This is a genomic window from Halanaerobium sp. ST460_2HS_T2 (assembly GCF_003337665.1).
Taxonomy (GTDB): Bacteria; Bacillota; Halanaerobiia; order Halanaerobiales; family Halanaerobiaceae; genus Halanaerobium; species Halanaerobium kushneri.
In genome coordinates, this window is the sequence record NZ_QPJF01000040.1 from 1 (window position 1) to 15854 (window position 15854).

Annotated in this window: 14 protein-coding genes; 11 read left to right on the forward strand and 3 right to left on the reverse strand. The window is 31.0% G+C overall.

Translation table 11 applies throughout. The features are described 5' to 3' along the window. Nucleotides 1–469 precede the first annotated feature (469 nt). Nucleotides 470–1195 (forward strand): hypothetical protein, encoded by a 726-nt coding sequence (locus DFR80_RS14010; RefSeq protein ID WP_114490354.1) that lies wholly within the window; start codon nucleotides 470–472, stop codon nucleotides 1193–1195. A 172-nt stretch (nucleotides 1196–1367) separates the two neighbouring features. On the opposite strand, the gene DFR80_RS15620 is transcribed toward DFR80_RS14010, so the two are convergent. Genes DFR80_RS15620 through DFR80_RS14020 form a run of 3 tightly spaced genes read right to left on the reverse strand, consistent with a single transcriptional unit; the run spans nucleotide 1368 to nucleotide 1945 of the window. Further along, the gene (locus DFR80_RS15620) at nucleotides 1368–1478 is read right to left on the reverse strand and encodes a type II toxin-antitoxin system RelE/ParE family toxin (protein WP_199505829.1); all 111 of its coding nucleotides are present in this window, start codon (nucleotides 1476–1478) and stop codon (nucleotides 1368–1370) included. Between the two features lie 31 nt (nucleotides 1479–1509). After that, complete coding sequence (locus tag DFR80_RS15505) at nucleotides 1510–1686, reverse strand: type II toxin-antitoxin system RelE/ParE family toxin (protein ID WP_199505830.1); 177 nt, start codon at nucleotides 1684–1686, stop codon at nucleotides 1510–1512. Continuing rightward, nucleotides 1679–1945, reverse strand: coding sequence for a type II toxin-antitoxin system Phd/YefM family antitoxin (locus DFR80_RS14020; protein ID WP_114490355.1), 267 nt, complete (start codon nucleotides 1943–1945; stop codon nucleotides 1679–1681). The genes DFR80_RS15505 and DFR80_RS14020 overlap by 8 nt, the downstream gene beginning before the upstream one ends. A gap of 406 nt (nucleotides 1946–2351) precedes the next feature. Between DFR80_RS14020 and DFR80_RS14025 the strand changes: the two genes are divergently transcribed. The 10 genes from DFR80_RS14025 (at nucleotide 2352) to DFR80_RS14070 (ending at nucleotide 15625) form a co-directional block, all read left to right on the forward strand. After that, complete coding sequence (locus DFR80_RS14025) at nucleotides 2352–2651, forward strand: type II toxin-antitoxin system Phd/YefM family antitoxin (protein WP_114474542.1); 300 nt, start codon at nucleotides 2352–2354, stop codon at nucleotides 2649–2651. 20 nt (nucleotides 2652–2671) lie between these two features. After that, entirely contained in the window at nucleotides 2672–2974 is a 303-nt protein-coding gene (locus DFR80_RS14030; protein WP_114474541.1) for a type II toxin-antitoxin system RelE/ParE family toxin, read from the forward strand. Between the two features lie 225 nt (nucleotides 2975–3199). Continuing rightward, a complete protein-coding gene (locus tag DFR80_RS14035; RefSeq protein WP_199505831.1) occupies nucleotides 3200–4003 on the forward strand; it encodes a toll/interleukin-1 receptor domain-containing protein in 804 nt (267 codons plus the stop codon). A 33-nt stretch (nucleotides 4004–4036) separates the two neighbouring features. Further along, nucleotides 4037–4918 (forward strand): toll/interleukin-1 receptor domain-containing protein, encoded by an 882-nt coding sequence (locus tag DFR80_RS14040; RefSeq protein WP_114490356.1) that lies wholly within the window; start codon nucleotides 4037–4039, stop codon nucleotides 4916–4918. Between the two features lie 310 nt (nucleotides 4919–5228). Next, nucleotides 5229–6026: a class I SAM-dependent methyltransferase gene (locus DFR80_RS14045; RefSeq protein WP_114490357.1), complete on the forward strand. Its 798-nt coding sequence runs from the start codon at nucleotides 5229–5231 to the stop codon at nucleotides 6024–6026. Nucleotides 6027–6328: 302 nt separating this feature from the next. Next, nucleotides 6329–7072 carry a class I SAM-dependent methyltransferase gene (locus DFR80_RS14050; protein WP_114490358.1) on the forward strand — a complete coding sequence of 248 codons (744 nt, stop codon included), beginning with the start codon at nucleotides 6329–6331 and terminating at the stop codon, nucleotides 7070–7072. Between the two features lie 146 nt (nucleotides 7073–7218). Beyond that, nucleotides 7219–8157: a hypothetical protein gene (locus tag DFR80_RS14055; RefSeq protein ID WP_114490359.1), complete on the forward strand. Its 939-nt coding sequence runs from the start codon at nucleotides 7219–7221 to the stop codon at nucleotides 8155–8157. 257 nt (nucleotides 8158–8414) lie between these two features. Then, complete coding sequence (locus tag DFR80_RS14060) at nucleotides 8415–9224, forward strand: class I SAM-dependent methyltransferase (RefSeq protein WP_114490360.1); 810 nt, start codon at nucleotides 8415–8417, stop codon at nucleotides 9222–9224. Nucleotides 9225–10843: 1619 nt separating this feature from the next. Then, complete coding sequence (locus tag DFR80_RS14065; protein WP_147270198.1) at nucleotides 10844–11449, forward strand: HEAT repeat domain-containing protein; 606 nt, start codon at nucleotides 10844–10846, stop codon at nucleotides 11447–11449. Between the two features lie 3441 nt (nucleotides 11450–14890). Continuing rightward, entirely contained in the window at nucleotides 14891–15625 is a 735-nt protein-coding gene (locus DFR80_RS14070) for a hypothetical protein (protein WP_158537733.1), read from the forward strand. The last annotated feature ends 229 nt before the right edge of the window (nucleotides 15626–15854 follow it).

The window sequence follows — 15854 nt, forward strand, 5'->3', positions numbered from 1 at the left end:
TAATTCCAATTATAAGGAGTTTTTCTATTTTAAGCAAGTATTTTCGCTGAAAATAGAACTTGACATTTATTAAATATTTTTATGCAATGCTAGTGATTTTACTAATACTAAATCAAAAAAAATAAGTTCTGATTTTTCTTCTAAAGAATTAAAAGAAGTAAAACAATCTAATAAAAAGATTAATAAAAATTATGATGGTGTTTATTTGACTTATATAAATATTGATAACGAAGATTATTTTGTTGAACATAATAAAAAATTCATATATAAAGAAATAAATAAATTAACTAATTTATTAACGCACTTCACATAACATGGGATTGGCGTCATACCTTCTGTCATAAAGCTTGCAGGTTAACCAATAATGGATATGGAAAAGCAAGCTTTACGCCAGTTCCTAACGGAATCAGGCACGAGCGCAAATCCCAGTAACGTTATCAGAAATTCCTTTATAAAATGAGGTGTTTTAATGAATAAAGATAAATTTAGTCAAAAAATTAATAAATTATCTCAAGACAAATTAAAAACTATTTCAGCATTAAAGGAAAGCAATAGTTTTATTTCTTCAGCTTTAACCGAAGCTGCATATTGCATGAGTTATTCTTTATTTGAAAGAATGAATTATGCTTCTAAGAAATTACCGAAAGAATTTGAAACAATTGATAATACAACAGATTTAAAACAAGAAGATCGTAGATTCCAACCATTTATCAGAAGTTATTTGTTTGTTGCGTTAATTGCTGAGTTAGAAAATTATTTATCAGATTTGTTATTTTATGTTTTAGTTAAATATCCTGGGAAAATAGAAAATACTACTTTAGAATTTAATGAAATAATTGAATTAAAAGAGATGAATGAAGTTATAAAAGAAGTAGCCAAAAAAGAAGTTCATAATTTATTATATAAAAGTCCTAAAGAATACAAAAAAAGACTTGATAGTCTTTTATCTATGGAAGATTCTGTACTAGAAAATATTTGGCCAGATTATATAGAAATGAAAGCAAGAAGAGATATTGGAGTTCATAATTCTTGGTATAAAAATGAATTATACGAAAATAAAATTTCAAAAGTTAATATAGAAGTATCTGAAAAAGAATTTTTAGGTGTAAATAATGATTATTTCGAACATTCATTAGAAGTTGGTGAAAATTTAATCACTATAATTTCAAATCATTGTAATAGAAAATTTTCATAAAAAAATAGGAACTTCTGATAACATGGGATTGGCGTCATGCCTTCTGTCATAAAGCTTGCAATAATAGCAGCAAGAAATATTGAGGCAAGCTTTACGCCAGTTCTTGCAGAACCAGGCACGAGCGCAAATCCCAGTAACGTTATATGACATTGAGCTAACTGAAAATATTATTTTATAATAAAAATTTATATTTTCGTTTACCATGTAAAATTCTTCTGATTTCTACTATTTTTTTATTTTCAAATACTACATAAAACACAAGATAGTTTCTTATAATAAGCATCTGATATCCTTTAGATTTTAAACTTTCATCTTCAGGTTTTTTTGCCTTTGTAAGGGAAATCTTTTAATTGTGATATATTTTCATCAATTTTGTCCAAAAAGTTTAAAGCTGCCTCAGGAGCGTCTGTTTGTATATATGAAATAATTTCATTAAGGTCCTTTTTGGCAGCTGGAAGATAGATAACTTCATATTTTTGATTGCTATTCATTTAACTTCTTCCTCATTTGATTCATTAAATCATCATGAGAAGTAGTAGGAGCGTTATTTTCACTTTCTTTTTCTGCTTCTCCTAACTTTTTATAGAGTTCTAAAAGAGCCTGCTGTTTTTCAAATTGAGCAATACTCATAACAACCATATCTCCACGACCGTTTTTAGTTAAAAAGACAGGTTCTCCGTTTTCATGACAAACATCAGATATTTCTTTAAAGTTATTTCGCAAATCAGAAACGGGTCTAATAGTTGGCATAAGATCATCACCTTTCTTATTTTATATCAATATTATATCATAATTATGATAACAAATACATAATATAATGACTTTTTTAAAACAAAAAAATAATCGCTCAACGATCACATAACATGGGATTGGCGCTATGCCTTCTGTCATAAAGCTTGCAGGTTAACCAATCACGGATATGAAAACGCAAGCTTTACGCCAGTTCCTATGGAATCAGGCACGAGCGCAAATCCCAGTATCGTTATACGAAAGAGCTGGTTTGAAAAAGTCTTTTAAAATAATAATTAAATTCTAAGCTAAAATACTTCTATAAATTAAAACTAAAAATATTGCAATTGATTTTACATAAAATTTAATGTATAATTTAATTAAGATAATCATTTATGAAATATTTTAATTTATGGAGGTGCAGATAATGGTTACTTTAAGAATTGATAGAGATCATATGGTCTCATCTTCTGAAATTGTTCGTAATTTTAGTAAAATGTTAGATAAAACAAAAGAGTCCCCGCTTTTTATTACCAGAAATAATGATATTGAAGGTATTATGATGGATATTGAAGAATATGAAATGTTACTAGAAAAAATAGAATTTCTGGAAGACCAACTAGAGGATGCCCATATTGAAGAGATTATAGCCAAAAGAAAAGAAAACTTTGATCTTAAAGATGCAGTAAGCGAAAAAGAGATAATAGATTTATTAGATAAAGAATAGTTTTTAGGGGGCTTAAGTTGATGAAGCTTAAATTTCATCCTGAAGTTAAAAATGATATTGATAATTTAGATGGAAGTGTTAAACCGAGACTTAAAAGTACACTTAATAAAATTAAAAGATCACCTGAATTAGGAAAACCACTTGGAAATAAAAGTGGAATTGATCTATCAGGTTGTTTAAAAATCTACTTTTATCGGAAAAAATATAGAGTTGTTTATCAAATAATGAACGAAAAAGAAGTTATGGTTTGGTCTGTTGGTAAAAGAGAAGATCAAATTGTTTATATAAGTGCATATAAAAGAATACTGGAAAAGGGGAGATAAACCCCTTTTTTTATTTATAAAGATTTCTAAAATTTATCAAAAGAGCAAACCAGCTCCATCGTATAACATGGGATTGGCACCATGCCTTCTGTCATAAAGCTTGCAATATTATGCAGCAAGAAATATTAAAGCAAGTTTTACGCCAGTTCCTGCGGAATCAGGCACGAGCGCAAATCCCAGTAACGTTAGACGACATTTTTATAAATTATTAAATGAGGTGAAAGCATGAATATAGTAGAAACTCTTCCTTTATCTTTGGAAGATCTGTTGGATTATTATGAAACTACCTTGAATGAGTGTGAGTTTATAAGAGATAATTTAAAAGACGGTTTAGAATTTGTTGAATATGTTATGAAGCCAAGGGCAGTAGTATCTGTTCGTTTTAATAAGTATGAATCTTATTTTAAAACTTTACTTGAACATTTAAAATGGAGAGTTAGTAGTATTGCTTTAGATGAAGATTTACCTATTAGCGATAGTGAAGCTAGAAAAAAATTAATCGAAGAAGTTGATTATGAACTTTGTGGAGTATCTCATCCAATAGGGCGAGAAGAAATTGAACCATTGTTAGAAAGTATTAATGATGTTATTGAAAATTTAAATATTTTAATCTCTGAAATTGAAAAGTTAAAATTAAAAAGTATTTTTCTATGTCATTCTTCTGAAGATAAGGACTTTGCCAGAAAAATTGCTGAAGATTTAATTAAAAGAGGAGCAAAAGTATGGATAGATGAAGCAGAAATTAATATTGGCGATTCTTTAATTAAAAAGATTCAAGAAGGAATTCATAATAGTGATTATTTGGGAGCATTATTATCTAAAAATTCTATTCAATCTGAATGGGTACAAAGAGAATTAGAAATCGCTTTAAATGAAGAAATAGAAAAAAATAACGTTAAAGTTTTACCTTTGATGATAGAAGAATGTGAAATTCCTGGATTTTTATCATCAAAAGTATATGCGGATTTTACTGAATCAGGTAGTTATAATGAGGAATTCAATAAATTAATTAATAAATTAAAAGAATAGTTCACCTTATAAGGGCGCGGGAGGAAATCAATCATGGTTTCGTTATTTTTAAGTCACAGTTCTAAGGATAAATTTTTTGTTAGAAAATTAGCTGAGAGACTCAAACAAAATAGAATAGAAGTATGGATAGATGAAGCAGAAATTAATATTGGTGATTCTTTAATTAAAAAGATAGGTAGTGCAATAGATGAAACTGATTATTTTGGAGTAGTTCTTTCACATAATTCTGTTAATTCTGAATGGGTTCAAAAGGAACTCCAATTGGCGATAAATAGAGAATTAGAAGAAAAACAAGTAGTGTTACCAATGTTATTAGAACCAGTAGAAATACCTCATTTTTTAAAAGGAAAGCTATATGCAGATTTCACAACCCCAGAAAAATTTGAAAAAAGCTTTCCTAAATTATTAAAAACATTGGGAGTTGAGTTAGAAAATGAGGAAATAGAAAGTCAAAAAATAATATCTGCAGAAAATGAATTTATAGAGAAGTCTAATGATTTTATTTCAGATAATGAAAAACGATTGGCTCGATTTGAAGATATTAAAATTGTTGATATTGATGATGAAAAGTCTTATAGACCAGATAAAAATAAAAAGTTATTTAATATTCATCTGAAATTATCTAATAATCCGCCTGAAGAATGGCAACGTATATTTGAAGCAGAGCGTAGTTTTCCAAGGCATTCAATGTGGCGCCGTGCATGGATAGAAGGGGAATATATAGTAATATATTGTCCCCCAGAAGAAATTGAAGAATATCATTTAGATGATTTAAAAGAGGATGTGAAAAATACTAATATAAAATATAGAGAATATTTAACTGAATTAGTACAGAAAGAAGTTAAAGAATCGAAGAAAGAGAAAAAAGAGTTTAATAAAATAACTGAATTAAAACGAAAATTAAAGTTTGATTAAATTTTTTATTACGGAGAGATAAAAACGTCGTCTAACATGGGATTGGCGTCATGACTTCTGTCATAAAGCTTGCAATCTAACCAATTATGATTATGGGAAAGCAAGCTTTACGCCAGTTCCTGTGGAAACAGTCACGAGCGCAAATCCCAGGGACGTTATGTGCAATATGCTGCAGTTTCTTAGTATTCTTGCTGGGGTATAAGTCAAAAAAGCAGGCACCTCCTTGGACCTCCTACTTTTTTGACTAAATAAATATACTAATAAATAATCAATATAAATTTTAAATAATATTATTAATGGAGGTTAGTAAATGAATAAAAATATAGATTTGCGTACTACTTTCAACAAAGTAACAACGCTTTATGATTCAGTAAGACCACATTATCCTGAACAACTTTTTGATAATTTAATAGAAATTGTCCAGTTACAAAAAGATGCTAAACTTTTAGAGATTGGTCCTGGGACTGGCCAGGCAACCAAACCTTTTATTAAACGAGGATTTGATATTACTGCAGTTGAGCTTGGGAATGATCTTGCAGACTTTGTTCGAGATAAGTTTGCAGATAACAATAATTTCAAGGTTATTAAAGGAGCTTTTGAAAATATAGACCTAGAAGATAAATCTTTTGATTTAATCTATTCTGCAACTGCTTTTCACTGGATAAAACCTGAGATTAAATTTAGTAAACCATATAAGTTCTTAAAAAAAGATGGTCATTTAGCAATTATTCATACTAATCATGTTTCAAAAGAGAAAAAAGATAAGTTTTTTTATGCTTGTCAGCCTATTTATAAAAAATATAAACCAGGTGGAAAATATAATGATAAATTAAAACCAATATTAGAAAAAGAGCTTAAACCAAAAGAATATGATAATAATTTTTTTGAACAAGTGCTTTTTGAAACATATTCTGTTGATATCATTTATTCTGCTGATGAGTATATTCATTTACTTAATACATATTCACCAACTATATCAATGGAAGTAGAGCAGAGAAAGAAGTTTTTAAATGAGATTAAAGAACTAATCAATGAAGAATTTGGTGGAAGTATAGAAAAACATTTTGCAATGAGTTTAACTTTATTAAGAAAAAAAGATAGTCAATGAAGTTATTAAAGCTTTGATCAAATATATAAAGATAAAAAGAGGAGTCTGCAGAACGCAGGACAGATCGGGTCCCTCCTCGGACCTCCCAATCTGCCTGCTTGGCAGCATACAGCACATAACATGGGATTGGCGTCATGCCTTCTGTCATAAAGCTTGCAGGCTAACCAATAACAGATACGAAAAAGCAAGCTTTACGCCAGTTCCTGCGGAATCAGGCACGAGCGCAAATCCCAGGAACGTTATACGCAATAGCACAAAAAGATCTTTTTTTACATAAACATTAACTGAATCTGGGGGATAATATGCAAAAGATAACAAAAAACTTTGTAAAAAAATCATTTAAAAAGGCTACAAAAAACTATAGTAATGCGATTGAAAATATCGGCTTATGGGAATCAGAAAAATATGTTATAAATAAATATTTTGATAAAGATAAATCTATATTAGATGTAGGTTGTGGAGCAGGCAGAACAACATTTAACCTTTATGAAATGGGCTATAGAAATATCATAGCTTTAGATTTAACTCCGGAAATGATATCTGCAGCTAAAACAATAAATAAAGAAAAACAGACTAATATTGAATTTGTTGTTGGAGATGCAACTGACTTAAACTTTGAAGATAATTTTTTTGATCAAGCACTGTTCTCATTTAATGGATTGATGCAGATACCAGAGAGAAAAAATAGAATTAAAGCATTAAAAGAAATAAAAAGAGTTTTGACCGAAAATGGTATTTTTATTTTTACAACTCATGATCGCGAAAATAACGAGAACTTTAAGGAGTTCTGGGAAAAAGAAGAAAAGATTTGGAAAGCTGGTAACCAGGATAAAAGAACTTATGAATATGGAGATAAGATTCTACCATCAGATAATGATGACAGAGATTTATTTATACATTTTCCAAATCGAGAAGAGATAATAGAATGTTTAAAAGAAACAGGCTGGGAAATAATAGAAGATTTTTATAGAGAAGACCGATTTAAAGAAAATAAAGAAGTTAAAGAATTTTCAACAGAGTGCCGCTTCTGGGTAGTAAAAAAGTAAAGCTGTGCTACAGCGTATAACATGGGATTGGCGTCATGCCTTCTGTCATAAAGCTTGCAATATAAAAAGTAGCATGAAATATTACGGCAAGCTTTACGCCAGTTCCTAACGGAATCAGGCACGAGCGCAAATCCCAGGAACGTTATGTGAAATTATTTATTATAAATTTAAAGAAAGGTTTGATGAACTTGAAATGCAATCTATGTAAAAAAGATAAACAATTAAAGAGGAGTCATATTATTCCAAAATTTATATATCGTTGGATTAAAAAAAGTTCAGTTACAGGGGGAATTAGAGGTAATAATAATCCTAATCTTAGAAAGCAAGATGGAGATGTGGAAAAGTTTTTATGTGCTGAATGTGAGCAAAAATTTAGTGTTATAGAAAAATATTTTAAAGAACATTTTTTTGATGAAGCTAAAAATAATAGTATTAAAAAAAGTGTTGTTACAATAGAATTATTTGATTTTTGTGTATCTCTAATATGGAGATGCTTGAAATTTAGAGTAGTTAATGATTATAAGTTAGATGAGTTAACAACTAGTGAAAAAAATATTATTAATGAATTTCTTAATAAATGCGAAACCTATCTTAGGGATAATAATTTAAATGTTTTAGATCCTTTTAATTTTCATATAATACCTACAACTGAAAATATGGAGGAAAAGGGTAAAATAAATTATAATAGTTTTGTAAATCAAAGAGGTACTGATCATAGTTATAGAGCTTTTTGTGAAGATAAAGAGGGTTTCGATTATTTATTATTTTATGTTAAAATACCATTTTTTTTAATAGTAGTAGAAATCATCCCTAATTCAAAATATCAATGGTTAGCTACAAAGTTAGAAATTGGAGAAACTGTATGTAATGAATCTAATATTGAATTTGATAACATTGTTATTGAAATTTTAGATACAATTCATATAAATAAAGAAATAAGCAAAGAGAAGTTAAGTGAAGTACAATCAAAAAAATTAAAAGAAAGAGTAGAACGTGAGCTAAAAAATAATCCTGATAAAATAAATTCTGGATCGATTAAAGCTATTAAAAGATCTAGTAAATATGATCAAGATAAAAATAAATAACTTCACATAACATGGGATTGAAGATTCCGCTGCGCTCCATGCAAATTCATTCAGCAAGGGCAGTCGCCCTAAGCTTCATGAACTTCTTAAATCCCAGTAACGTTATGTGCAATATGCTGCAGTTTCTTAGTATTCTTGCTGGGGTATAAGTCAAAAAAGCAGGCACCTCCTTGGACCTCCTACTTTTTTGACTAAATAAATATACTAATAAATAATCAATATAAATTTTAAATAATATTATTAATGGAGGTTAGTAAATGAATAAAAATATAGATTTGCGTACTACTTTCAACAAAGTAACAACGCTTTATGATTCAGTAAGACCACATTATCCTGAACAACTTTTTGATAATTTAATAAAAATTGTCCAGTTACAAAAAGATGCTAAACTTTTAGAGATTGGTCCTGGGACTGGACAGGCAACCAAACCTTTCGTTAAACGAGGATTTGATATTACTGCAGTTGAGCTTGGAAATGATCTTGCAGACTTTGTTCGAGATAAGTTTGCAGATAACAATAATTTCAAGGTTATTAAAGGCGCTTTTGAAAATATAGACCTAGAAGCTAAATCTTTTGATTTAATCTATTCTGCAACTGCTTTTCACTGGATAAAACCTGAGATTAAATTTAGTAAACCATATAAGATCTTAAAAAAAGATGGTCATTTAGCAATTATTCATACTAATCATGTTTCAAAAGAGAAAAAAGATAAATTTTTTTATGCTTGTCAGCCTATTTATAAAAAATATAAACCCGGTGGAAAATATAATGATAAATTAAAACCAATATTAGAAAAAGAGCTTAAATCAAAAGAATATGATAATAATTTTTTTGAAAAAGTACTTTTTGAAACATATTCTGTTGATATCATTTATTCTGCTGATGAGTATATTCATTTACTAAATACATATTCACCAACTATATCAATGGAAGTAGAGCAAAGAAAAAAGTTTTTAAATGAGATTAAAGAACTAATAAATAATAAATTTGATGGAAGTATAGAAAAGCATTTTGCAATGAGTTTAACTTTATTAAGAAAAAAAGATAAGAGTAGTAAATATGCTTAACCGCAGGACAGATCGGATCCCTCCTCGGACCTCCCAATCTGCCTGCTTGGCAGCATACAGCACATAACATGGGATTGGCGTCATGCCTTCTGTCATAAAGCTTGCAGATTAACCAATCACGGATAAGGAAAAGCAAGCTTTACGCCAGTTCCTGACGGAATCAGGCACGAGCGCAAATCCCAGGAACGTTATATGACATTATAGCAAAAGTTACTGCAGCTAATAAGAGCAGAAAAAGGGTTTGGTTATCGCTGGATGAAGTGAATCTACTTTCTCCGGGGAAAGTAAATAGAAACTGCAAGGTATTAACGAACCTGAGTGCACTAAGAAATAGAAGACCATGATCAATCTTATGAGTGGTTACAGCATTATCTTCAAAACTTCAGACTAATGGTTAAGTTTTTTGCGGGCAGATCTTTTGCAAAAAAGTAGTTATAGGTTCGAAGTTTTGAAGATAAATGAAAAGCAATAGAGTCGATGGTTGCTATAACAGTCATATAACATGGGATTAACGGCATGCCCTCTGGCACAAAGTTAGCACTTAAACAATTACGGATATGATAGCCAACTTTGCACCAGGTCTGTGGACATCGGGCACACCGCGAATCCCAGTAACGTTATATGACATTATAGCAAAAGTTACTGCAGCTAATAAGAGCAGAAAAAAGGGTTTGGTTATCGCTGGATGAAGTGAATCTACTTTCTCCGGGGAAAGTAAATAGAAACTGCCAGGTATTAACGAACCTGAGTGCACTAAGAAATAGAAAACCATGATCAATTTTATGAGGAGTAATCGCATTATCTTCAAAACTTCAGACTGATGGTTAAGTTTTTTGCGGGCAAACCGTTGCAAAAAAGGAGTTATAGGTTCGAAGTTTTGAAGATAAATGAGAAGCAATAAAGTCGATGGTTGCTATAACAGTCATATAACATGGGATTAACGGCATGCCCTCTGGCACAAAGTTAGCACTTAAAAAATTGCGGATATGATAGCCAACTTTGCACCAGGTCTGTGGACATCGGGCACACCGCGAATCCCAGTAACGTTATATGACATTATAGCAAAAGTTACTGCTGCTAATAAGAGCAGAAAAAAGGGTTTGGTTATCGCTGGATGAATTGAATCTACTTTTTCCGGGGTAGGGAAATAGAAACTGTAAGGTATTAACGAACCTGAGTGCACTAAGAAATAGAAGACCATGATCAATCTTATGAAAGATTATCGCATTATCTTCAAAACTTCAGACTAATGGTTAAGTTTTTTGCGGGCAGATCTTTTGCAAAAAAGGAGTTATAGGTTCGAAGTTTTGAAGATAAATGAGAAACAATAAAGTCGATGGTTGCTATAACAGTCATATAACATGGGATTAACGGCATGCCCTCTGGCACAAAGTCAGCACTTAAACAATTGCGGATATGATTGCTGACTTTGCACCAGGTCTGTGGACAACGGGCACACCGCGAATCCCAGTATCGTTATGTGAAAGAATTTACTGAATGTTTTTTTGTAAAGGAGATCTTATGAAAAGCAATGTAGAACAATTGAAAAAAGAGGATATGTAGAAGATAAAGATTTATTTAAATATGAAAACCTATCAAAAAATGAACTACTTGAATTGTTGAATTCAAAAGTTGCTACTAAAAGAACTATTGGAGCTAAATTATTGAATAGTTTTCAAGAGCAAGCTGTTATGAATTCTCTTATTAATAGACTTATAATTGAAGATAAATTATATACTAAAATTGCTATATCAGAGTCTCTAGGAAGCTTTGGAGAAGAAGCTAGTAAAGAATTAATTCAATATCTCGGAAATGTAGGGAATAATCAACATAAATCTTTACCAAATAAAAAATTCAAAAAGAAAAACTACCCTTTACCAAGAGATATTATTGCACGTACTATTTGTAAAATAGGAAAATCCGCTTTAAATTCTTTAAAAAAATGTTTATATAATGGAGATTATAATCAAATATTAGAAGCAATCGACTCTATTGGGTATATTTCATTTTATGAAGATGATCAAACATTAGAAAAAGATATTATTAATATGATAAAAAAATATAAGAATGATGAATTAATGCTTTGGAAATTGATAAGAGCACTACAATCTTTTAAAAGTGAAAATGTTAAAAACTTATTAAAAGAATATAGTAATTCGAAGGTTAAACAACTTAGATGGGAAGCAGAAAGAGGTCTAAACCAAATAAAAAGAAAAAAGAAATAAGTTATTAACTTATAAAAGTAAATTCCATCACATAACATGGGATTGGCGTCATGCCTTCTGTCATAAAGCTTGCAGATTAACCAATCACGGATATAAAAACGCAAGCTTTACGCCAGTTCCTGACGGAATCAGGCACGAGCGCAAATCCCAGTAACGTTAGACGCAATAATAACTACATATCGGCAAATAAAGATAAAGAGAAAAAATCAGGGTTTTTGTAATCGCTAAATGCTATTAATCTACTCCCAACCATTAAGGAAAAGATAACTGCAAATTTTTAGCGGTTTAAACAATAAACCTGGGCAATTATAACTTTGAAAATTATTAGCATATATCAAAAAGTAAATTGGTCACTGTTCGATCTTCACGAACTTCGTGAAGATATAATATAGTACAGAATATACGAAGGCTTGCTGGTAAAGTGTTGATATCATAAGTCAGCAAGTTGAAGAAAGATAAAACTTTTTACGCGGCTAGTTATTACAGCGCCTAACATGGGATTGAAGATTCCGCTGCGCTTCATCCAAATTCGTTCACTAAGCGCAGTCGCGCTAAGTTCACGAACTTCTTAAATCCCAGGAACGTTATATGACATTATAACAATGTCACTGCAGCTAATAAGATCGAGAGAAAGGGTTGGGTTATCGTATGATGATGTGAATCTACTTTCTCCGGGGAAAGTAAATAGAAACTGCAGGGTATTAACGAACCTGGGTGCGTAAATGAAGACCATGATCACTTTTATGATAGGTAACAGCATCATCTTCAAAACTTCCGACTAATGGTTAAGGTTTTTTGCTGGCAGACCGTTGCAAAAAAGAAGATAGAGGTTCGGAGTTTTGGAGATAAATGAGAATTAATAGAGTCGATGTTGCTATAACAGACAGATAACATGAGATTAGCGGCATGCCCTCTGGCACAAAGCTTGCTATTAAACAATCTCGAGTATGATGGCAAACTTTGCACCAGGTCTGTTGACATCGGGCACACCGCGAATCCCAGTAACGTTATACGACATTAAACTAGGTGGGTGCGTCTCAGCTTATAAAGAACGAGATGGATTTGTAAAACCCTCTCAGGTAATTCAAGAGCATAAATAAAAATTAAATTAATAATTTTAGATCTTATGGTTTAGATCAAAATAATTCATAATCAGATCGCTTTTGAAAAATCTGAGGTGTAAAGTTTTAATGAATGAAAAGTGTAAAAAGTTATTGAGCATTAAAAATATTCTGCTGTAAATCTTTATGAAGTAAGTTTCGTGAAGATTGTAAATTCAAAGCATCAATGATAATTATTGCAGCAAAGAGTAATAATTTAATTAAAAAGAAAAGATTTATCCGCCTAACAGTCACGTTCGTGACATTAGGCTAACTCAGTATCTTTAGTCGTAGAAGTATCGAGATGGATTGACAAGATGCGCTTTAAAAAATAAAAAAAGAGAAATAATAATTAAACCTGTTACTATGCAGGTATTTTTTTCTTTTACATGAAGTATATTAATAATAAATCGATTTCTGCAAGTAAAACTAAATTAATAGATTTTTATTCTGCAATAATATTTGTTCATAAAAATGGGGTCAGTCTCAATTTTAATTTGCAACTTCTGATAATATTTATTTGCAATTATTGAGGTTGATAAAAATATTATGAACTTTATTTCGTGAAGATCTATTAATTTTGAAATAAAAGAACAATTAATTCAATTAAACATACTCATTAGAGCTTTAAATGAGTATGTTTAAGAGTTAATGAGTATATTTATTAAGAGAATCAAAATAATAAATTATAAGAAATTAAAAGAGCTGTCGTTTAACAGTCGTATAACATGGGATTGGCGTCATGCCTTCTGTCATAAAGCTTGCAGACTAACCAATCACGGATATGAAAAAGCAAGCTTTACGCCAGTTCCTGACGGAATCAGGCACGAGCGCAAATCCCAGTAACGTTATACGAAATAATAACTGAACATCGGCAAATAAGAGAAAGAGATAAAAGAAGGGTTGGATCATCGCTAACTGGCATGAACTAACTCCTGCAAATGAAGGAAATAATTATTGTAAGTCTCCAGCGGCGTTAACAATGGGCTTGGGCAATTATAATTCACAAAATTATTTACATATATCAGAAAATAAATTAGTCACTGATTGATCTTCACGCACTTCGTGAAGATTTAATATAGTACATAGTTGATGAACCTATTTGCTGGTTAAGGAAGAATATTGATATTTTATTAAGTTGAAGTAGAGAAAAAATTTTTACGCGGCAAGTTATTACATCGTATAACATGAGATTAGCGCCATGCCTTCTGTCATAAAGCTTGCAGGCTGACCAATAACGGATATGAAAAAGCAAGCTTTACGCCAGTTCCTGCGGAACCAGGCACGAGCGCAAATCCCAGGAACGTTATCTGACATTATAGCAAATATTACTGCAGCTAATAAGACCAAGAAAAAGGGTTGGGTTATCGCCAGATGATGTGAATATACTTTCTCCGGGGAAAGTAAATAGAAACTGCAAGGTATTAACGAATCTGGGTGCGTAAATGGGAAGCATGATAAATTTTATGGGAGGCTATCGCATTACCTCCAAAACTTCCGCCTGATGGTTAAGTTTTTTGCGGGAAGACCATGGCAAAAAAGAAGATAGAGGTTCGGAGTTTTGGAGATAAATGAGAATTAATAGAGTCGATGTTGCTATAACAGACAGATAACATGAGATTAGCGGCATGCCCTCTGGCACAAAGCTTGCTATTAAACAATCTCGAGTATGATGGCAAACTTTGCACCAGGTCTGTGGACATCGGGCACACCGCGAATCCCAGTAACGTTATCTGACATTATGACAATCTCACTGCAGCTAATAAGACCGAGAGAAAGGGTTTGGGCATCGCATGATGATGTGAATATACTTTCTCCGGGGAAAGTAAATAGAAACTGCTAGGTATTAACGAAACTAATTGAGCTGCGGGAGAGCATGATCAATTTTATGAAAAGTTATCGCATCATCTTCAAAACTTCCGACTGATGGTTAAGTTTTTTGCGGGAAAACCATGGCAAAAAAGAAGATAGAGGTTCGGAGTTTTGAAGATAAATGATAAGCAGTAGAGTCGATATTGTCATAACAGACAGATAACATGAGATTAGCGGCATGCCCTCTGGCACAAAGCTTGCTATTAAACAATTACGAGTATGATGGCAAACTTTGCACCAGGTCTGTGGACATCGGGCACACCGCGAATCCCAGTAACGTTATCTGAAATATGAGCAAAGTCAAAAAGAAGGTGATATTTTGAATGTTTTTTTTAATAATTACAAACAAATTTTAACTGTTATAACTATGGTTTCAAGTGTAATAATTATAATTTTATCCATAAAAAATAAAACAAGAAACCATATGTTAAGAATAGGTGGAATATTAACAGTAATTACCTTAAGTATTTTGGCAAATAACGCTTGGTGTTATTTCGCTGCTATTTTTATAATTGGGACAACAATAACTAAATTAGAATTTTTACAAATAATTGCTGCTATAATTAGAGGTGACAATAAATATTTTGATTTTGAAAAACATCGTTTAGATTTAGAAATTATGTCTAACAGAGAAGTTGAAGAACAAAAAAGTAAAGAATATGATGAAATTGATGACGAAGAACATAAAGAAAATGGGGAAGAAGAAAACATACAGCAAGAAGGTATGGATTCTATTGGAGGAACTCTATTTGTTAATTCACCTTTCAAAGAAGCAGGTTTAAAACCATATCATTATGCATTTTTAGTTGAGGAATATACATTTAGATTTTTAGAGAAAAAATATAATAGTTTTATTAAAAGAAATGTAAGAATGGTTATTAATGGTTCAGCATTAGAGATTGATGGTTTAATGGAAAGTAAAGGAAGATTAGTGATTTTTGAAATAAAAAGTAGTAGATCTGGAAGGCTTCCTTATAGTTATATAGAAAAATCAATAATGAATCAAATAAATGTTTTAAACCAATATAAAATAAAAAACAAAAGAGAGGTAGAACTTAGGTACGTTATTGTTGGAAATTTTAGTGATAATTATAAAACAAATATATTTAAAAGGATAAATGATTTAGTAAATAATTTTGATATGATGATTAAAATTGATTTTTATACATTTAAAGAAATTGGTATGGAAGATATAGTGGAATAAGCTCATACTTCAGATAACATGGGATTGGCGCCATGCCTTCTGTCATAAAGCTTGCAATTTAACCAATAACGGATATGAAAAAGCAAGCTTTACGCCAGTTCCTATGGAACCAGGCACGAGCGCAAATCCCAGGAACGTTATCTGACATTATGACAATGTCACTGCAGCTAATAAGATCGAGAGAAAGGGTTTGGTTATCGCATGATGATGTGAACCTACTTTCTCCGGG